This window comes from Sphaerotilus sp., from assembly GCF_031429695.1.
Lineage (GTDB): Bacteria > Pseudomonadota > Gammaproteobacteria > Burkholderiales > Burkholderiaceae_C > Sphaerotilus.
In genome coordinates, this window is the sequence record NZ_JANPAB010000031.1 from 1 (window position 1) to 18,085 (window position 18,085).

An 18,085-nucleotide genomic window follows, 5' to 3' on the forward strand; every position below is an offset into this window, starting at 1 on the left:
ATGGTGTCGCTTCCCAGGTGTGTCATGTCGAGGTTGATGTAGTCCTTGTTGGGGCCGCAACCGCGCCCTTCCTTGATTTCCTGATCCATGCAGCGCGAAACATAGTCGCGCGGCGCCAAATCTTTGTAAGCCGGCGCATAACGCTCCATGAAACGCTCGCCGTCGCTGTTGCGCAAAATCGCGCCTTCGCCCCGGCAGCCTTCGGTCAGCAGCACGCCCGCGCCGGCCACGCCGGTGGGGTGGAACTGCCAGAACTCCATGTCTTCGAGCGGCAGGCCGGCGCGTGCGGCCATGCCCAGGCCGTCACCAGTGTTGATGAAGGCGTTGGTCGAGGCCGCGTAGATGCGCCCGGCGCCGCCCGTGGCGAACAGCGTGGTCTTGCCTTCGAGGAGGTAGACCTCGCCGGTCTCCATCTCCAGCGCGGTCACGCCGAGCACGTCGCCTTCGCTGTCGCGGATGACGTCGAGCGCCATCCATTCGACGAAGAACTGGGTGCGCGACTTGACGTTCTGCTGGTAGAGCGTGTGCAGCATCGCGTGGCCGGTGCGGTCGGCCGCGGCGCAGGCGCGCTGGACCGGCTTCTCGCCATAGTTCGCGGTGTGGCCGCCGAAGGGGCGCTGGTAGATGGTGCCGTCGGCGTTGCGGTCGAACGGCATGCCGAAGTGTTCCAGCTCGTACACCACCTTCGGTGCTTCACGGCACATGAATTCGATCGCATCCTGGTCGCCGAGCCAGTCGGAGCCCTTGATGGTGTCGTAGAAGTGGTAGTGCCAGTTGTCTTCCGACATGTTGCCCAGCGAGGCGCCGATGCCACCCTGGGCCGCGACCGTGTGCGAGCGGGTCGGGAAGACCTTGGACAGCACGGCCACGTTCAGGCCGGCGCGCGCCAGCTGCAGCGAGGCACGCATGCCCGAACCACCTGCACCGACGATGACCACGTCGAACTTGCGACGCGGCAGGGAGCCGGTGTAACCGGCAGCAGTAGCGATGGACGCCATCAGAGTCTCCAGAGAACTTGCACCGCCCAGCCGGCACAGCCGACGAGCCAGACCAGCGTGAACACCTGCAGCGTCAGCCGCAGCCCGAGCGAGCGGGTCACGTAGTCCATGAAGATGTCGCGCATGCCGACCCAGGCGTGCCACGCCAGCGAGACGATCAGCACGAAGGTCAGCGTCTTCATCCACTGCGACGAGAAGATCGCCGACCAGCGGTCATAGCCCAGCGGGCCGCCAAACAGCACCTGCGCGAGCAGGGCGACGGTGAACAGCGCCATCAGCACCGCGGTGATGCGCTGCGCGAGCCAGTCGCGCAAACCGTAATGCGCGCCGGTGACGACGCGCTTGGAACCGTAATTTTGGGACATGGTGGGGAGTCGTCTTCCGATGATCTCGATGAATCAGAACAGGCCGAACAGCTTGGCACCGAGTGCCACCGTCAGCGCCAGGCTCAGCGCGAAGCTGACGATGGCCGAAGACCGGCCCTGTTCCTTGGACACGCTGTGGGTGGCGTCCATCCACAGGTGGCGCACACCGGCGCAGAAGTGGTGCAGGTACGACCAGATCAGCGCCAGCACCACCAGCTTCACGCACCAGCCCGGCAGGAACCCCCAGCCAGCCGTGAAGACCGAAGTGAAGGTGTCGTACGAAACTTCCGAACTCACGCTGGTGTCGAACATCCAGACGATGAACGGCAGCAGCAGGAACATCACGATGCCGCTGGCGCGGTGCAGGATGGACAACTGCGCGGCCACGGGGAGCCGGTACTGGGTCGCGTCGATCAGACGCATCGGGCCTGGTCGCTGCTTGATGGTGTCTGCCATGAGATGCCTTTTGTCTTGTGTAATGACGAAGAAACCGCCGAATTTTATTGCAATGCAGCAGGCCGTACACCCGTACAGGGGGTGCCGATCCACATCTTTTCAACTCAGTTCATTGCGGTAGTGGTGTGTCGAGGTGTTGTAGAAGCCTCGGCGCAACTCCACCGGCTTGTCGCCGTAGGTGAACGACAGGCGCTCGACGCTCAGCAGCGGGCTGCCTGCCTCGATGCCCAGCACACCCGCGACGTCCTGGTCCGCCGCCACCGCCCTGATCTTTTCCTCGGCCCGGATCATGCGGACCCCGAATTCGGATTCGAACAGGCCGTACAAGGGCCCCTTGTAGTCACCCATGCGCTGCACGGTCAGCCCGGTGAAGAGCTGGGCCGGCAGCCAGATGTCGTCCAGCACGATGGGGCGGCCGTGCTGCGAGAGCGTGCGGCGGATTTCCACCGCCATCTCGCCAGGCCGCAGCGACAGGGCTTTCGCCACGTCGGCCGGCGCCGGAATGCGTCGGCAGTCCAGAAACTGGCGCTGCATGGGCACCGGGTCAGCGCCGCCTTCCGGCTGCAGCCGCAGAAATCGATACTGGATCTTCTCTTCGCTGTGGGTGGCCACGAAGGTGCCTTTGCCTTGGCGGCGAACCAGCAGATTCTCGGCGGCCAACTCGTCGATAGCCTTACGCACGGTGCCCTGGCTGACCCGAAAACGCGCCGCGAGTTCGAGTTCGCTCGGGATCGCCTCGCCCGGTTTCCATTCGCCGGACTGCAGGCCGCGCATGATCAAGGTCTTGATCTGCTGGTAGAGCGGGCTGAAGGCCGGCGTGTGGTCACCCGCCGGATCGGAGGGCTGGAACTGCGCTGACGTGGACGCGGGAGGGGGCATGGGCGAGATTGCAGCACACCGGTGTGTCGGCCTGCAACGCAGTTCTACAAGATGTCTTATATAAGACATAAGATGATTGACAGCATTGGGGTCGATCCCTAGACTGATCGCCGATTTCGGATGTTTTCTGTCTTTTCGTTGACCCCGCGTCTCTGCACTCTTCCATTTCAGGAGCCTCGCCCATGAGCAAGAAGCCCGTCCGTGTTGCCGTTACCGGCGCTGCTGGTCAGATCGGTTACGCCCTGCTGTTCCGCATTGCCTCGGGCGAGATGCTCGGCAAGGACCAGCCGGTCATCCTGCAATTGCTCGAAGTGCCGATGGAAAAGGCCCAGGAAGCGCTCAAGGGCGTGATCATGGAGCTGGAAGACTGCGCGTTCCCGCTGCTGGCCGGCATCGAAGCCCACAGCGACCCGATGACCGCCTTCAAGGACACCGACTACGCGCTGCTGGTCGGCTCGCGTCCGCGTGGTCCGGGCATGGAGCGTGCCGAGCTGCTGTCGATCAACGGCGCCATCTTCACCGCGCAGGGCAAGGCGCTGAACGCCGTCGCCTCCCGTGACGTGCGCGTGCTGGTGGTCGGCAACCCAGCCAACACCAACGCCTACATCGCGATGAAGTCGGCCCCGGATCTGCCGGCCAAGAACTTCACCGCCATGCTGCGCCTGGACCACAACCGCGCCGCCAGCCAGCTCGCCGCCAAGACCGGCAAGCCGGTCGCGTCGATCGAGAAGCTGGCCGTGTGGGGCAACCACTCGCCGACGATGTACGCCGACTACCGCTTCGCCACCATCGGCGGCGAGTCGGTGAAGGACATGATCAACGACGAAGCCTGGAACCGCGACGTGTTCCTGCCGACCGTCGGCAAGCGCGGTGCCGCGATCATCGCCGCCCGTGGCCTGTCGTCGGCCGCTTCGGCCGCCAACGCCGCCATCGACCACATGCGCGACTGGGCCCTGGGCACCAATGGCGCCTGGGTCACGATGGGCATTCCGTCCGGTGGCGAATACGGCATCCCGGCCGAGACGATGTTCGGCTACCCGGTCACCTGCGCAGGTGGCGAGTACAAGATCGTCGAAGGTCTGGCCATCGATGCGTTCTCGCAGGAGTGCATCAACAAGACCCTGGCCGAGCTGGAAGGCGAGAAGGACGGCGTCAAGCATCTGCTCTGATCCTGCGCCACAGGTCCACAATGGAAGGCCGGTCGCTTCGGGCGCCGGCCTTTTTCTTTGCGCTCTGAGCTTTGAGGTGTGAGATGCACAAAGTCCATCCCCGCGATGCCCTGTTTGACGCAAGCGAGGCCGCCGTGCCCGAGCTGCCCGTCTGCGACCACTACGCTGGCGTCGAACTGCGCATGCGCAAGAGCCTGGAATTGCAGGCGGAGCTTGGTCCGGTCTTTGACATCACGCTGGACGGCGAGGATGGTGCTCCCGTGGGCGGTGAAATCGAGCACGCCCACCTGATCGCCGAGCTGGTCCAGTCGCCCCAGAACCACTTCGGCCGGGTAGGTGCCCGGGTGCAGGCCGTCGATCACCCGGCGTTCGAGCGCATGGTGGATGTCGTGGTCGGGCGGGCGGGCGAGCGGCTGGCCTACCTGATGGTGCCCAAACCGCGTGGCATCGCTGATCTGGCGCGGGCGATCGGCGTGATCGACGAGGCGATCGCACGCCACGGCGTGTCGCGCCAGATCCCGGTGCATGCCCTGGTCGAGACCCACGGCGCCTTGCGCGAGGTGCAGGCGCTGGCGGCGCATCCGCGCATCGAATCGCTGTCGTTCGGGCTGATGGACTTCGTGTCGGACCACCGCGGCGCGATTCCGCAAAGCGGCATGACGGTCAAGGGCCAGTTCGAGCATCCGTTGGTGATGCGGGCCAAGCTGGAGATCGCCGCGGCGTGCCACGCCTGGCGCAAGGTGCCCTCGCACTGCGTGGTGACCGAGTTCAAGCACATGTCAGCGTTGCAAGAAGCGGCAACCATGGCGTGCCGGCAACTCGGCTACACCCGGATGTGGAGCATCCACCCCGACCAGATCCGCGCGATCGTCGATGCCTTCTCGCCCACCACGGCCGAAGTCGATCAGGCCGCCGAGATCCTGCTGGACGCCCAGGCCAACGGCTGGGGCCCGATCCGCCACCGCCACCATGGGCAGGACACGCTGCACGACCGGGCCAGCTACCGCTATTTCTGGCATGTGCTCGAACGGGCGCACCGTACCTCGATTCACGGTGCAGGGCAGATGCCGGGCGAGGTGCGCCTGGCCTTTTTTGACCTGGAGTGACGGTACCGAGACGGTACTTATTGGTTTCAAACGGGAACCCGCGGCTACGCCCTGCTACAGGCGGGGACATGCGGTGCGGCAAACTGCACGTCCCCGTGTTCCGCGGTCACCCTGTCCCGTGGGTGCTCCGATATGGTTCGCTCCCGCCCGTCCGTCTTCGGAGTCCTTGATGTTCCACGCTGCTGTTCGTCCTTTGATCGCCGCCCTGATTGCTGCCACCTGCGCGCTGACCGCCGGCCCAGCGCTCGCCGTCACGAAAAAGGCCAAGCCCGCGCCTGTCCAGCCGGCGCCGCTCGCTGACCTCACCGAAGAACAACTCGCCAATGCCGAACGGGTGCTGACCGGCGCCCAGGAGTGCGAGTTCAACCAGACCATTGCCGTCGAAGGCGCGCCAGAAAAGGCAGGCTACTTCCGCATCCAGCACAAGGGCAAGAAGTACCTGCTCGCGCCCGAGCCGACCACGACCGGCGCTGTCCGTCTGGAAGACAAGAAGGCCGGTGTGGTCTGGCTGCAAATTGCCAACAAATCCATGCTGATGAATTCCAGGATCGGTCAGCGCATGGTCGATGACTGCGTTCATCCGACACAGAAGATCTGATGCAGGACAGTCGCACGGCCGCTGGCATGGCGAGATCACCACGGACAGTGCGTACTTTCCCTTGGCAAGTCTTATATAAGACATAAAATACCGGACTTACCCCAAGCCCAGCCACCCCGCACGGAGCCCCCTCATGCTGCAAGCCTATCGTGAACACGCCGCCGAACGCGCCGCCCTCGGCATCCCCCCGCTGCCGCTGGAAGCCAAGCAGGTCGCCGACCTGATCGAGCTGATCAAGAACCCGCCGGCTGGCGAGGACGCGTTCCTGCTGGACCTGCTGACGCACCGTGTTCCCCCCGGTGTGGACGATGCGGCCAAGGTCAAGGCGTCGTTCCTGGCCGCTGTCGCGCACGGCGACATCGCCGTCGCGCTGGTCTCCAAGGCCAAGGCCACCGAGCTGCTCGGCACCATGGTGGGCGGCTACAACGTGCATCCGCTGATTGAGCTGCTCGACGACGCGGAAGTCGCGGGCGTCGCGGCCGAAGGGTTGAAGAAGACCCTGCTGATGTTCGACTTCTTCAACGACGTCGCCGAGAAGGCCAAGGCCGGCAACGCCAAGGCGCAGGAAGTCATGCAGTCGTGGGCCGACGCCGAGTGGTTCACGACGCGCCCCGAAGTGCCGCGGTCGATCACCGTGACCGTGTTCAAGGTGCCTGGCGAGACCAACACCGATGACCTGTCGCCCGCTCCGGATGCGTGGAGCCGCCCCGACATCCCGCTGCACTACCTCGCGATGCTGAAGAACACCCGCGAAGGCGCGGCGTTCGTGCCCGAGGACGACGGCAAGCGCGGCCCGATGCAGTTCATCGAAGACCTGAAGAAAAAGGGCAACCTCGTGGCCTACGTCGGCGACGTGGTCGGCACGGGTTCTTCGCGCAAGTCGGCCACCAACTCGGTGATCTGGGCCACGGGCCAGGACATCCCGTTCGTGCCGAACAAGCGCTTCGGCGGCGTCACGCTCGGCGGCAAGATCGCCCCGATCTTCTTCAACACGCAGGAAGACTCCGGCTCGCTGCCCATCGAAGTCGATGTCACCAAGCTCGAAATGGGCGACGTGGTCGATGTGCGTCCCTATGACGGCAAGATCGTGCGCAACGGCGAGACGGTCGTCGAGTTCAAGCTCAAGAGCGACGTGCTGTTCGACGAAGTGCGCGCCGGCGGCCGCATCAACCTGATCATCGGCCGCTCGCTGACCGCCAAGGCCCGCGAGTTCCTGGGTCTGCCCGCCTCGACGCTGTTCCGCCTGCCCTCGACGCCCACCGCCACCAAGGCCGGCTTCACGCTGGCTCAGAAGATGGTCGGCCGTGCCGTCGGTCTGCCGGAAGGCCAGGGCGTGCGCCCAGGCACCTACTGCGAGCCGAAGATGACGACCGTGGGTTCGCAGGACACCACCGGCCCGATGACCCGCGACGAGCTGAAGGACCTGGCTTGCCTGGGCTTCTCGGCCGATCTGGTGATGCAGTCGTTCTGCCACACCGCGGCCTACCCGAAGCCGGTCGACGTCAAGACGCACCGCGAGCTGCCCAAGTTCATCTCCAGCCGTGGCGGTGTCTCGCTGCGTCCGGGCGACGGCGTGATCCACTCATGGCTGAACCGCCTGCTGCTGCCCGATACCGTCGGCACCGGTGGCGACTCGCACACCCGCTTCCCGATCGGCATCAGCTTCCCCGCTGGCTCCGGTCTGGTCGCCTTCGGCGCGGCCACCGGCGTGATGCCGCTGGACATGCCGGAATCGGTGCTGGTGCGCTTCAAGGGCCAGATGCAGCCGGGCATCACGCTGCGCGATCTGGTGCATGCGATCCCGCTGTACGCCATCAAGGCCGGTCTGTTGACGGTCGCCAAGGCCGGCAAGATCAACGTGTTCTCGGGCCGCGTCCTCGAAATCGAAGGCCTGCCGGACCTGAAGGTCGAACAAGCCTTCGAGCTGAGCGACGCTTCTGCTGAACGCTCGGCCGCGGGCTGCACGGTCAAGCTGAACCCGGCGCCGATCAAGGAATACCTCACCAGCAACACCGTGCTGATGAAGAACATGATCGCCGACGGTTACGCCGACGCCCGCACGCTGGCCCGCCGCATCGAGAAGGTCGAAGCCTGGCTCGCCAACCCGAACCTGCTCGAAGCCGACGCGGACGCCGAATACGCGGCCGTGATCGAGATCGACCTGAACGAGCTGACCGAGCCGGTGCTCTGCTGCCCGAACGACCCGGACGACGCCAAGCTGCTGTCCGCGGTGGCCGGTGCCAAGATCGACGAAGTCTTCATCGGTTCCTGCATGACCAACATCGGGCACTTCCGTGCAGCCTCCAAGCTGCTCGAAGGCAAGCGCGACATCCCTGTGAAGCTGTGGATTGCCCCGCCGACCAAGATGGATGCGCAGGAACTGACCAAGGAAGGCCACTACGGCGTGTTCGGCGCGGCCGGTGCCCGCACCGAAATGCCGGGCTGCTCGCTGTGCATGGGCAACCAGGCGCAGGTGCGTGAAGGCGCGACCGTGGTCTCGACCTCGACCCGCAACTTCCCGAACCGCCTGGGCAAGAACACCTTCGTGTACCTGGCCTCGGCCGAACTCGCCGCGATTGCGTCCAAGCTGGGCCGCATCCCGACGGTGGCCGAATACGCCGCCGACATGGGCGTGATCAACAAGGACAGCAGCAAGATCTACACGTACCTGAACTTCGACCAGATCGAGGAGTATGCGGACGTGGCCAAGGGCGTGACCGCCTGAGGTTCCGCTCCGAAGTGAGGTGACAAGCCCGCCGGGGTCACCCGGCGGGCTTTTTTCTGGCTGAATAGGGGCTATGGTGAAGCCGCACGGACGTGGACTGGATGCGCCGATGCCTCGGCTGCTGCTGCTCGGCGACGCCGCCTGGACGCTCGAATTCGGGCGCGAGATCGACCCGGTGACCCACGCCCGGGTTCTGCAATTGGCCGAGCGGGTGCGCGCAGCGCAGGGCACGCAAGCCGCCTTCGCCGGTGTGCAGGACGTGGTGCCGACCTTCCGCTCCCTCACGGTGCTGTTCGACCCGCTGCGCACCGAGGCCGACGTGCTCGGTGCCCGTCTGCTGGCGCTGTGCGAGGCGGACGACACCCCCGTGCCAGCCGGGCGCCGCTGGCGCTTGCCGGTGTGTTTCGACCCGGCGCTGGCCCCGGACCTCGGTGAGGTGTGCGCCGCCACCGGGTTGCCCGACCACGCGGTGGTGCAGTTGCTCACCACCACGCGGTTCCAGGTCGGCATGATCGGCTTCATGCCCGGCTTTCCCTACCTGAGCGGCTTGCCCTCCGCGCTCGCCATGCCGCGACTGGCCACCCCGCGCAAGGCGGTGCCGGCGGGATCGCTGGCGGTGGCCGGGAGGATGTGCTGCGTGTATCCGTGGGAGAGCCCGGGCGGCTGGCGTTTGCTGGGACGCATGCCGCTGCCCTTGTTCGACGTGCAGCACAGCGAAGCGCCGGCGTGGCTCGCGGCCGGCGACACGGTGCGCTGGGTGGCGATCGACCGCACCGGACACGATCGCCTGACGGCCGATTGGGCGCGCGGTGCGCTGACGCGGCAGGACTTTCTCGATCCCGAGGCCCCTGCGTGTCCGGCGGTCTGATCGAGGTCGTGTCGGGTGGGCCGGGCTGCACGGTGCAGGACGCCGGACGTGTCGGCCACCGACATGGCGGCCTTGCGCAGGCAGGGTTCCTGGCGCCACCGCTGGCAGAGGCGGCCAATGCGCTGGTGGGCAATCCGGCGGGTGTGGCGTGTCTGGAGTGGCGCGGTCCGGGTCTGGTGCTGCGGGTCGATCGCGGCCCGGTGCAGGTGGCCATCGCCGGGCCAGTCACGGCGGCCGTGTCACGCAGCGAAGGACCATGGCGCCCGATGGCCGCCTGGCACAGCGCCACGCTTGCCGCGGGCGACCGGCTGCAGCTCGGCGCGGCGGTGGGTGGCTGCGCCTACCTCGCGCTGGGCGGTGGTGTGCAGGTGCCGCTGGTGCTGGGCAGCCGGTCCACGCATGTCCGTACGCGCCTCGGCGGGCTGGAGGGCCGGATGCTGCAGCCCGGTGACCGGCTGCCGTGTGACCGGCGCCCGGACGGCCAGACCGGTGAACGCATGGCCCGCGTGCCGCATGTGCTGGCGGACGGCCCGATCCGCGTGCTCTGGGGGCCGCAGGACGACCACTTCACGGCGCAGGCGCTGGGGCAATTCCTCGCCACCGAATGGCGCGTCACCGCCGAGCAGGACCGCATGGGCATGCGCCTGGCCGGTCCGCCGCTGGCACACCGCAGCGCGGCGGCGGCCGACATCGTCTCGGACGGCGTCGTGCCCGGCGCGGTCCAGGTGCCGGCCAACGGACAGCCCATCGTGCTGCTGGCCGACGGGCAGACGGTGGGCGGCTACCCGAAGATCGCCACGGTCATCCGGGCGGATCTGCCCCGCCTGGCGCTGGCGCCGCCGGGCAGCACGCTGCGCTTCGCGGCGGTGGACGCCGCGACCGCCCGGCGCGCGCTGCTGGCGGCCCACGCCGACTGGACCGCGTGGGCCGCCGCGCTGGTGCCGTGTACACCGCAGGGCTGGCTGGATGAAGCGGCGCTCTACACCGAGAATCTGGTGAGCGGCCTGGTGCGTGCCGAACCTTGAACTTGCGAGAACCCCCGTGGAACCACGCGATGCCATCAATCTCAATGCCGACCTGGGAGAAAGCTTCGGCGCCTGGTCGATGGGTGACGACACCGCCATGCTCGACGTGGTGGCGAGCGCCAACATTGCCTGCGGTTTCCATGCGGGCGACCCACTGGTGATGCGCCAGACGGTGCGTGCGGCGCTGGCGCGCGGGGTCAGTCTGGGTGCGCACCCGTCGTTTCCCGACCTGCAGGGCTTTGGCCGGCGCCGCATGGACCTGTCGCCGCAGGAGCTGGAGGCGGTGCTGGTCTACCAGATCGGTGCGCTGCAAGGGCTGGCTGCGGCCGAGGGCGGCCGGGTCACGCATGTGAAGCCGCACGGGGCGCTGAGCAACATGGCCTGTGCGGACGCGGTGCTGGCCGAGGGCGTGGCGCGTGCCGTGCGGGCGGTGGACCGGGCGCTGATCCTGCTGGCCCCTGCTCATTCCGAGCTGGCCAAGGCGGGCGAGCGCACCGGTCTGCGGGTGGCGCTGGAGGTGTTCGCGGACAGGGCCTACCAGGACGACGGGCAGCTCGTGCCGCGCCAGCAGCCTGGTGCGGTGGTCCACGGTGCCGACGCCTGCTGGCAGCATGTGCGGCGCATGCTGGACGCGCAGGCGCTGGTGAGTGTCAACGGCCGGCACCTGCCGACGGCGATCGACAGCGTCTGTGTGCATGGCGACGGCGCCGATGCGGTGGCGACGGCGCGGGCGATCCGCGCCGGGCTGGCCGAGGCGGGGATCGCGGTGGTGCCGCTGCCGCAACTGCGGCTCCAACGCCAACGCCTATAGGACACCCTCGGTAGAGAATTCCACCGATCGGCGCTATCTTGTCGCAGCAGACTCCCGCCCTTGGCAGTCGACTTACCCTGGAGCACCTTGATGGCCCTTTCTTCCGGCAGGCGTGCCGCGATCACCGTGCTGGTCACCGCGGCATTCGGCGGCGCCTTGTTTTTTGCCCTGCGCGGGCAGCAGCAGGACAAGGCCGTGCAGATCGAGCAGCAGGAGGCGGCTGCGGCGGTCGTGCTGCGCGGTGTGATTTCGCTGGATGTCGAGGGTTACTTCAAGGATCCCCGCGTGCTGAAGGTGCTCGCGGCCCGGCGGCTGCCGGTCGAGGTGGTGCGCGTGGGCAGCCGCGAGATGGCGGGCAAGGTCGTGGCCGGATCGGCGCCGGATTTCCTGTTCTCCTCGGGCGTGGTCGCCGCCAACCAGATCGTCGAGGCGGCGCGCAAGGCGAATCTGCCTGCCGTTCAGGTGGCGCCGTTCCACTCGCCGCTGGTCATCGCCTCGTGGGAGCCGATCGCGAAGATCCTGGTGGCCAACGGGCTGGCCAAGGCGGTGTCACCCAAGGTCTACAGCATCGACACCGAGCGGCTCACCCGGCTGATGCTGGCGCGCAAGAAGTGGAAGGAGCTGAAGGACAGCGCCGGTTACGACGTTTCGCGCAGCGTGCTGGTCTCGACCACCGACCTGCGGCGCAGCAACTCCGGTGCGCTGTATCTGGCGCTGACCAGCGCGGCACTGAACGGCGAGGTCGTCACCGACCGCGCCACCGGCCAGAAGCTCGCGCTGCAGCTCACCGAGCTGTTCAAGCGCCAGGGCTACCAGGAAAACTACGTGGACGGCAACTTCGACGACTACGTGTCCATCGGCCTGGGCAAGACGCCGATGGCCTTCCTCTACGAGTACCAGATGGTGCGCCACGCCCTGCAGAAGAAGGACAAGGGCATCGGTGCCGACATGGTCCTGATGTACCCGCAGCCGACCATCGTCAACAAGGAAGTCTTCGTCTCGCTCAACGAGCGGGCGAAGGCGCTGGGCGAACTGCTGGCCAGCGATCCAGAATTGCAGGGCATCGCGGTCGAATACGGCTTCCGCATCGCCGACACCGAGCGCTTCGTCGCGGCGGTGAAACCGACCGGGCTGGCGGTGGAGCCGCGGGTCACGCAACTGGTCGATCCGCCGTCCGCCGAGGTCATGGCCGAGATGATCGACACCGTCGCCAGGGAGATGACGCAATGAACACCCCAATGATCCTGAGGCGCTTGGCCGCCACCGTGCTGGTGCTGCTGGCCGCTGCCTGCGGCAAGAAGCCGGAGGCTCCCGCGCCTGTCGCCGCCCCGGCGCCTGCCGCGCAGGTTGTGGCCGCATCCGAATTCACCGTGCTCGCCACCAGCGACCTGCGCGACATCCAGCCGCTGGAGCAGATGGTGGACAAGGCCACCGGCGTGAAGCTGCGGTTCCGCTTCGGCGGCACGATGGAGAGCACGGAGGCGGTGCTGAACGGCGAGGCGAAGGCGGACGCGGCGTGGTTCGCGAACGCACGCTACCTGCTGTCGAACCCGCAGGGCCAGTCCCGCGTGAAGCTGCAGGAGAAGATCATGCTGTCGCCGATCGCGGTGGGCGTGAGCGAATCGGACGCGAAGCGATACGGCTGGGACAAGCCGGACCTGAAACTCACCTGGAAAGACATCGCGATGGCAGCCAAGGCCGGTAAGCTGCAGTACGCATTGTCGAACCTGGCCACCTCGAACCAGGGCTTCATGGCGCTGATGGGCGTGGTGGCCGCTGCCAGCGGCAAGGCCGAGGCGCTGTCCGCGGCGGACGTGGACCGCGGCGCGATCGCCGATTTCCTCAAGGGCTACAAGCTGCCGGGCGACAACTCGACCTACTTGTCCGAGCAGTTCCTCCTGCAGCAGGGCACGCGGGTCAACGCCTTCATCAACTACGAAAGCTGGCTGCTGAGCCTGAACGCCAGCGGCAAGCTGCGCGAGAAGCTCCGGCTGATCTACCCCCACGAAGGCGTGAGCACGGCGGACTATCCGTTCATGCTGCTCGACGAGGGCAAGCGCGCCGACTACCTGAAGGTGGTCGAGTACCTCAAGGGCGACGAAGCCCAGACCTGGCTCGCGCGCCAGACGCTGCGCCGGCCGATCCGGCAGGACGTGGCGGCGCGGGTGGAGGATCTGCTCCCGAAGCAGGGCTTGCAGGTGGAGCTGCCGTTCTCGCCAGACCGGGCGCTGGCGGACGGCCTGATCGCCGCCTACCTGAACGAATTCCGCACGCCGATCGCCAGCACCTTCGTGCTCGACACCAGCGGCAGCATGCAGGGCGAGCGCCGCCGCCAGCTCCTCCAGGCGATCGACTACATCGCTGGTGCCGACAGCTCGCTGACCGGCCGCATCGCCAAGCTGACCAACCGGGAGCGGATCTGGCTGCAACCGTTTGCCGAAGCACCCTACGGGCTGCAGGGCTTCGAGGTACCGGCCGGAGCCGCCGCAGCCCAGGGTGTGGCGGAGCAGGCCGACAGCGACGCCAAGCGCCAGGTGCTCGCCGACGTGCGCAACGCGGCCGACCAGTTGCAGATGAAGGGCGGCACCGCCGTGTACGACGCCGTGTACGAGGCGCTGACGCACATGCTGGCCGAGCGGCAGAAGAACCCGAAGTTCCAGTATTCGGTCGTCGCACTCACCGACGGCGAGAACAACAAGGGCCGGACTCTGGAGGACTTCAAGCGCGACTACGCGGCCTTGCCGGAGGACGTGCGCGGCATCCCGGTGTTCTGGGTGCTGTTCGGCGAGGCCAACGAGGCGGCGTTGAAAGAGCTGGCCAAGCTCACCGGCGGGCGCGTGTTCGATGCGCGCAAGACGCCGTTGTACAGCGTGTTCAAGGACATCCGGGCTTACCAATGAAGGGGCTGATGCGGTGGCTGGCCTCGCCGGCGAACTGGTGCGGCCTCGGGCTGGCGAGTGTCGTGCTCGGGCTGAAGGGCGCCGGGCTGCTGGGTTCGCTCGGGCTGGGCATGGCGGTGCTGGGCTACGGCGCCGGGTTCGTGGTCGGCGGGCTGTGGTTCGGATTCCCGTCGAACCGGGAGCCGGCGTGGGACGCGCTGGAGTTCAGCGACGAGGGCGACACCCGCGAGGCGATGGAGCGTGCGCTGACGGGCGTGCGTCGGCTGGTCGAGCAGAACCCCGGCCAGCGCATCCCGGCCGCGCTGAAGACGCGGGTGCTGGCGCTGTGCCAGTCGCTGGACACGCTGCTGACGCAGTGGGAAGGCTCCAAGGGCACGCTGTCGCTGCAGGACAGTTTCCACGCCCGCCACATCGCCATCCGCTACCTGCCCGAGATGCTCAACACCTACCTGTCGATCCCGGCCGAGTTCGCCGCCACGCAGCAGCTGGACAACGGCAAGACGGCGGTCGAGACTTTCCAGGGCACGCTGGCCGAGCTGGAAGGCAAGGTCCGTCAGCTGCGCAGCGACCTGGCCGGACAGGACGCGCAGGCCTTCCTCGAACACTCCCGCTTCCTGAACCAGAAGTTCGCCCCTCAGGGGCTGGACGCCCCTGCGCTCAATCTTCCATCGACCTCTCGCAAGGACGCTTCGACATGAGCCAACCCGTTCCCACCACGACCACCGTGGCCCCGGCCTTCACGCTGACCCCGCCCGAGGTGCTCGCCCCGGTGCCGGTTGAAGCCGCCCGCGAGGCCGTGCCGCTGCAACCCGAGCTGCGCAAGCAGGTCGATGACCAGGTGCTGCGCTTCATCGACGCGCTGGCGACCGAGGACATCCACTCCGACACCTTCAAGGCGCGGCTCGACAGTGCCTTTGCGCTCGGCAAGGAAGAGATCTCGAACGCCTCCAGCCTGATGCAAGGCCGGTTCATGCAGACCAACTTCGTCGGCGTCGAAAGCAGCCCGGCGTTCAAGGCGCTGCAGGACATCCGCGCCCAGCTCGATGACCTCAATCCCGGCAACGACGGCGACCTGATGCAGCCGCGCAAGCTGCTGGGCCTGATCCCCTTCGGCAACAAGCTCGAAGCGTATTTCCGCAAGTACCAGAGTGCGGCCGAGCAGCTCAAGACCGCGATGGGCCAGCTCTACGCCGCCCGCGACGACATGCAGAAGGATGTGATCGCCATCGAGTCCACCCGCGGCAAGCTGTGGGAGGCGATGACCAAGCTGGCCGCCGCGTCACGCTTTGCGACGCAGTTGGACGCCCAACTCGACGAGCGCGTGCGCACGCTGGAGCCGACCGACCCGCAGCGGGCGCAGGCGCTGCGGCAGGAGGTGCTGTTCTACGCCCGCCAGAACCTGCAGGACATCCAGACCCAGCAGGCGGTGTGCGTCAATGGCTACCTCGCGCTCGACGTGCTCAAGAAGACAGGCCGCGAGATGATCAACGGCTGTACCCGCGTGGCCACCACCGGCATGAGCGCGCTGGCGGTGGCGCAGACCGTGGCGCGCGCGACGGGCAACCAGATCCGGGTGATGGAGATGCTGCAGGGGGTGAACGCCACGATCGGCAACCTGATCAGCGAAACCGGCCGCCAGCTCAACCAGCACGTCGACCAGACCACCCAGTTCGCGCAGAACCCGATGCTGGGCATCGAGAAGATGCAGGAGATGTTCGACCAGACCTTCCAGGCCATGGACACGATGGACAGCTTCCGCACCAAGGCCATCGAGGTGATGGGCCAGAACAACGCGATGGTCCGCGATCAACTGGCCCGGGCGGACGGGTATGTGGACCGCACCCGCCAGCAGCAGGCGCGCGAGGCGGCTTCCGCTGTGGTGGTCACCGGCGGGCCGGTGAAGCTCTGACGGGGGTCAGGGGCGCGAGGTCGCGAGCTGGGTGGTCGCTGATGCACCAGCCGGGGGCGCCTGGGTGACGAACGCGAGGTTGTACTGCGCGCTGGTCAGACCTTGTGCAATGGCCTTGCGGTACCAGTCGGCGGCCACGGCTGGGTCACGGGGAACGCCTTCGCCGCGTTCGTGCATCAGGCCCAGACTGCGCTGGGCGCGGGCATCGCCGCGGGCGGCGGCATCGCCAAATTCCTTGAGCGCCACGTCATGTCGGCCACGCTGGTACGCCGACACACCTTCGTCATAGCCGGCCCAGGCAGAGGTCAAGGGGATGCCGGCCAGCACAAGCACGCTGAGACTTCGGCGCAAGGAGGGGGTGTAGAGGGTACGCATGGCTGCGATCCTGATTGGTACTATCCCGAGCTTCAAGGTCGCAATGCACAACCGATGGACACATGCCGGAAACATGGGGTCACATTCACCGCTTGTTTCAGTTTTTCCGCATCGCTTGTTTGGATAGCCACACCGCGATGCCCTGCGCGTTCAGCGTCACGTCCATCTGCAGCAGGGTGCGGATGGTGTCCTCCGGTAGCGTGACGCCGGCTTGGCGGGCCGAGGCGAGCAGGGTGGAGGTGATCAGCGCCTCCAGGCGCCGCAGGCGCTCCGCTTGATCCGCAGGGACTTCGCCGTACACGGCGAGCGCACCCGGCACCCAGACGTCGAGCAAGGCGCGGAACTGGGCCGCGACACGCGGCACGTCGTCCACCCGGCTGAAGTGGGTCGGATACAGCCGCTGCGGATCGGCCGCCATCAGCCGGTCGATCGACTGGCGCAGTGCCTCGGGGTCGAACTGCACCGGCGTGGTGCTCGGAAACATCCACGGCCCCGCCGCGGTGTCGAACTCGCGGTAGCTGATGCCGAAGGTGTCGCCGGTGAACCAGCCGCGGCTGCGGGCGTCCCACACGCAGTGGTGGTGGCGGGCATGGCCGGGGGTGTCGATCAGGCGCAGCGGTCGCTGGCCGACGAGGATCTCCATCCTGTCGTGGCTCTGCACCACCCGCTCCTGCGGAATCGGCTCGATGGTGCCGTAGGTCTGGCGAACCACCTCGGCGCCGTAGACGGCGCGTGCGCCCTCGACCAGCGCCAGCGGGTTGACGAGGTGCCGGGCGCCATGCGGGTGGATCAGCGCGCGGGCCTGCGGCAAGTGCTGCATCAGCAGGCCGGCGCCACCCGCGTGGTCGAGGTGGACATGGGTCGGGATCACCCAGTCCACTGCATCGGGTGGCAGACCCAGCGCCGAAAGCGTGCCCAGTAGCCGCGGCACCGCGGCGTTGTGGCCCGTGTCGATAAAGGCCGCCCGGTCGTTGTCGATGACCAGGTAGGCGGCGTCGAAGCGGGCGCGTTCGAAACCGGTGTCGATGGCGTAGATCTGGTGGCCGAGATCGTCGGCGTAGGCGGGCAGCGTCATGCCGTCAGCATGCCATGCCGGCGCGATGAGCCTGTCGAATGGCGCGCTTATTCCGGTCCTGCACGGGTGGTGTGGGCCGTAGTCTGCGAAGCAGTTTGTAACGGAGTGTTTGCATGTGGGTCTCCAGGTCATTCGGTCCAGATCCGCGGCGCTGTCTGCGGGGCAGCGCCGTGGCCGCGGTGCTGCTGCTCGGGGCCACGGGTCTGGTGAGGGCGACTGGCGCTCCCGCTGTGGCACTGGCCGGCACCATGGGCGACAAGGTGGTGCTGGTGATCGATGGCCGCACCCGCGTGATGACGGTGGGCGAGACGGTGGACGGACTGCGTGTGCAGCGCGGTGGTGCCGGGCAGTCGGTGGTGATCGACGCGGGCGGCGCACGGCAGGAACTGGTCGTCGGCGCTGCGCCGGTGACGGTTGGCCTGTCGGGCGGGCGCAGCGGCGCCGGACGCACGCTGGTGCTGCAGGCGGGCAGCGACCAGCTCTTCCACTCCGGTGGCGAAATCAACGGCCAGACGGTGCAGGGCGTCGTCGATACCGGGGCCTCGGTGGTGGTGTTGTCCACACAGGCCGCACGCCGTCTGGGCGTGGACTGGCAGGCCGGCACGGCCGCCCAGGTGCAGACCGCCTCCGGGCGCAGTGCGGGCCGGCGCGTGCGGCTGGCGCAGGTCAGCCTCGGGCCGCTGCAGGCGCGCGATGTCGAGGCGGTGGTCATCGACAGCGACATGCCCTTCGTGCTGTACGGCAACAGCTTCCTGCAGGGCTTCCGGCTCCAGTGGGAGCAGGGCCGGCTCTCGTTGACGCCCTGAACCGGCTGCGTACTACCATC

The 18,085-nt window shown here is 67.3% G+C and carries 18 protein-coding genes; 12 read left to right on the forward strand and 6 right to left on the reverse strand.

Going from position 1 to position 18,085, the window contains the following annotated elements:
* The 4 genes from RMP06_RS06105 to RMP06_RS06120 form a co-directional block, all read right to left on the reverse strand.
* Positions 1–998: FAD-dependent oxidoreductase (locus RMP06_RS06105; RefSeq protein WP_310460888.1), on the reverse strand; the 998-nt coding region annotated here is incomplete at its 3' end.
* Positions 998–1,363 carry a succinate dehydrogenase, hydrophobic membrane anchor protein gene (gene sdhD, locus RMP06_RS06110; RefSeq protein WP_310460889.1) on the reverse strand — a complete coding sequence of 122 codons (366 nt, stop codon included), beginning with the start codon at positions 1,361–1,363 and terminating at the stop codon, positions 998–1,000. The genes sdhD and RMP06_RS06105, both read right to left, overlap by 1 nt.
* Before the next feature lie 33 nt (positions 1,364–1,396).
* Positions 1,397–1,819, reverse strand: coding sequence for a succinate dehydrogenase, cytochrome b556 subunit (sdhC, locus tag RMP06_RS06115; protein WP_310460890.1), 423 nt, complete (start codon positions 1,817–1,819; stop codon positions 1,397–1,399).
* A 99-nt stretch (positions 1,820–1,918) separates the two neighbouring features.
* Positions 1,919–2,698, reverse strand: a complete 780-nt coding sequence (locus RMP06_RS06120; protein WP_310460891.1) for a GntR family transcriptional regulator — start codon at positions 2,696–2,698, stop codon at positions 1,919–1,921.
* A 182-nt stretch (positions 2,699–2,880) separates the two neighbouring features.
* Here RMP06_RS06120 and RMP06_RS06125 point away from each other — a divergent pair, with 182 nt between their 5' ends.
* From RMP06_RS06125 to RMP06_RS06175, 11 genes are all read left to right on the forward strand, one after another.
* Positions 2,881–3,867, forward strand: coding sequence for a malate dehydrogenase (locus tag RMP06_RS06125; protein ID WP_310460892.1), 987 nt, complete (start codon positions 2,881–2,883; stop codon positions 3,865–3,867).
* Between the two features lie 83 nt (positions 3,868–3,950).
* The gene (locus RMP06_RS06130; RefSeq protein ID WP_310460893.1) at positions 3,951–4,973 is read left to right on the forward strand and encodes an HpcH/HpaI aldolase/citrate lyase family protein; all 1,023 of its coding nucleotides are present in this window, start codon (positions 3,951–3,953) and stop codon (positions 4,971–4,973) included.
* A 169-nt stretch (positions 4,974–5,142) separates the two neighbouring features.
* Positions 5,143–5,571, forward strand: a complete 429-nt coding sequence (locus tag RMP06_RS06135) for a hypothetical protein (RefSeq protein ID WP_310460894.1) — start codon at positions 5,143–5,145, stop codon at positions 5,569–5,571.
* A gap of 133 nt (positions 5,572–5,704) precedes the next feature.
* Positions 5,705–8,296: a bifunctional aconitate hydratase 2/2-methylisocitrate dehydratase gene (acnB, locus tag RMP06_RS06140; RefSeq protein ID WP_310460895.1), complete on the forward strand. Its 2,592-nt coding sequence runs from the start codon at positions 5,705–5,707 to the stop codon at positions 8,294–8,296.
* Positions 8,297–8,405: 109 nt separating this feature from the next.
* Positions 8,406–9,164 (forward strand): 5-oxoprolinase subunit PxpB, encoded by a 759-nt coding sequence (gene pxpB, locus RMP06_RS06145; RefSeq protein WP_310460896.1) that lies wholly within the window; start codon positions 8,406–8,408, stop codon positions 9,162–9,164.
* Positions 9,149–10,189, forward strand: coding sequence for a 5-oxoprolinase subunit C family protein (locus tag RMP06_RS06150; protein WP_310460897.1), 1,041 nt, complete (start codon positions 9,149–9,151; stop codon positions 10,187–10,189). The genes pxpB and RMP06_RS06150 overlap by 16 nt, the downstream gene beginning before the upstream one ends.
* A gap of 16 nt (positions 10,190–10,205) precedes the next feature.
* On the forward strand, positions 10,206–11,000 hold the full coding sequence (locus RMP06_RS06155) for a LamB/YcsF family protein (protein ID WP_310460898.1): 795 nt from the start codon (positions 10,206–10,208) through the stop codon (positions 10,998–11,000).
* A 90-nt stretch (positions 11,001–11,090) separates the two neighbouring features.
* Positions 11,091–12,230: a hypothetical protein gene (locus RMP06_RS06160; RefSeq protein WP_310460899.1), complete on the forward strand. Its 1,140-nt coding sequence runs from the start codon at positions 11,091–11,093 to the stop codon at positions 12,228–12,230.
* Positions 12,227–13,900, forward strand: a complete 1,674-nt coding sequence (locus RMP06_RS06165; RefSeq protein WP_310460900.1) for a VWA domain-containing protein — start codon at positions 12,227–12,229, stop codon at positions 13,898–13,900. The genes RMP06_RS06160 and RMP06_RS06165 overlap by 4 nt, the downstream gene beginning before the upstream one ends.
* Complete coding sequence (locus RMP06_RS06170; protein ID WP_310460901.1) at positions 13,897–14,598, forward strand: hypothetical protein; 702 nt, start codon at positions 13,897–13,899, stop codon at positions 14,596–14,598. Before RMP06_RS06165 ends, RMP06_RS06170 begins: the two co-directional genes overlap by 4 nt.
* Positions 14,595–15,809 carry a toxic anion resistance protein gene (locus tag RMP06_RS06175; protein WP_310460902.1) on the forward strand — a complete coding sequence of 405 codons (1,215 nt, stop codon included), beginning with the start codon at positions 14,595–14,597 and terminating at the stop codon, positions 15,807–15,809. The genes RMP06_RS06170 and RMP06_RS06175 overlap by 4 nt, the downstream gene beginning before the upstream one ends.
* Positions 15,810–15,815: 6 nt before the next feature.
* On the opposite strand, the gene RMP06_RS06180 is transcribed toward RMP06_RS06175, so the two are convergent.
* Positions 15,816–16,184: a tetratricopeptide repeat protein gene (locus tag RMP06_RS06180; RefSeq protein ID WP_310460903.1), complete on the reverse strand. Its 369-nt coding sequence runs from the start codon at positions 16,182–16,184 to the stop codon at positions 15,816–15,818.
* Positions 16,185–16,281: 97 nt separating this feature from the next.
* On the reverse strand, positions 16,282–17,259 hold the full coding sequence (locus RMP06_RS06185; RefSeq protein WP_310460904.1) for an MBL fold metallo-hydrolase: 978 nt from the start codon (positions 17,257–17,259) through the stop codon (positions 16,282–16,284).
* Positions 17,260–17,372: 113 nt separating this feature from the next.
* Here RMP06_RS06185 and RMP06_RS06190 point away from each other — a divergent pair, with 113 nt between their 5' ends.
* Positions 17,373–18,065, forward strand: coding sequence for a retropepsin-like aspartic protease family protein (locus RMP06_RS06190; protein WP_310460905.1), 693 nt, complete (start codon positions 17,373–17,375; stop codon positions 18,063–18,065).
* Positions 18,066–18,085 lie beyond the last annotated feature (20 nt).

What these genes read in the sequence shown, in the direction of transcription:
- sdhC (WP_310460890.1), bottom strand. Translation starts at nt 1,819, where the DNA reads ATGGCAGACACCATCAAGCAGCGACCAGGCCCGATGCGTCTGATCGAC.
- pxpB (WP_310460896.1), top strand. Translation starts at nt 8,406, where the DNA reads ATGCCTCGGCTGCTGCTGCTCGGCGACGCCGCCTGGACGCTCGAATTC.
- RMP06_RS06185 (WP_310460904.1), bottom strand. Translation starts at nt 17,259, where the DNA reads ATGACGCTGCCCGCCTACGCCGACGATCTCGGCCACCAGATCTACGCC.
- RMP06_RS06180 (WP_310460903.1), bottom strand. Translation starts at nt 16,184, where the DNA reads ATGCGTACCCTCTACACCCCCTCCTTGCGCCGAAGTCTCAGCGTGCTT.
- RMP06_RS06160 (WP_310460899.1), top strand. Translation starts at nt 11,091, where the DNA reads ATGGCCCTTTCTTCCGGCAGGCGTGCCGCGATCACCGTGCTGGTCACC.
- RMP06_RS06135 (WP_310460894.1), top strand. Translation starts at nt 5,143, where the DNA reads ATGTTCCACGCTGCTGTTCGTCCTTTGATCGCCGCCCTGATTGCTGCC.
- RMP06_RS06190 (WP_310460905.1), top strand. Translation starts at nt 17,373, where the DNA reads ATGTGGGTCTCCAGGTCATTCGGTCCAGATCCGCGGCGCTGTCTGCGG.
- RMP06_RS06130 (WP_310460893.1), top strand. Translation starts at nt 3,951, where the DNA reads ATGCACAAAGTCCATCCCCGCGATGCCCTGTTTGACGCAAGCGAGGCC.
- RMP06_RS06175 (WP_310460902.1), top strand. Translation starts at nt 14,595, where the DNA reads ATGAGCCAACCCGTTCCCACCACGACCACCGTGGCCCCGGCCTTCACG.
- RMP06_RS06165 (WP_310460900.1), top strand. Translation starts at nt 12,227, where the DNA reads ATGAACACCCCAATGATCCTGAGGCGCTTGGCCGCCACCGTGCTGGTG.
- RMP06_RS06170 (WP_310460901.1), top strand. Translation starts at nt 13,897, where the DNA reads ATGAAGGGGCTGATGCGGTGGCTGGCCTCGCCGGCGAACTGGTGCGGC.
- sdhD (WP_310460889.1), bottom strand. Translation starts at nt 1,363, where the DNA reads ATGTCCCAAAATTACGGTTCCAAGCGCGTCGTCACCGGCGCGCATTAC.
- RMP06_RS06120 (WP_310460891.1), bottom strand. Translation starts at nt 2,698, where the DNA reads ATGCCCCCTCCCGCGTCCACGTCAGCGCAGTTCCAGCCCTCCGATCCG.
- RMP06_RS06125 (WP_310460892.1), top strand. Translation starts at nt 2,881, where the DNA reads ATGAGCAAGAAGCCCGTCCGTGTTGCCGTTACCGGCGCTGCTGGTCAG.
- acnB (WP_310460895.1), top strand. Translation starts at nt 5,705, where the DNA reads ATGCTGCAAGCCTATCGTGAACACGCCGCCGAACGCGCCGCCCTCGGC.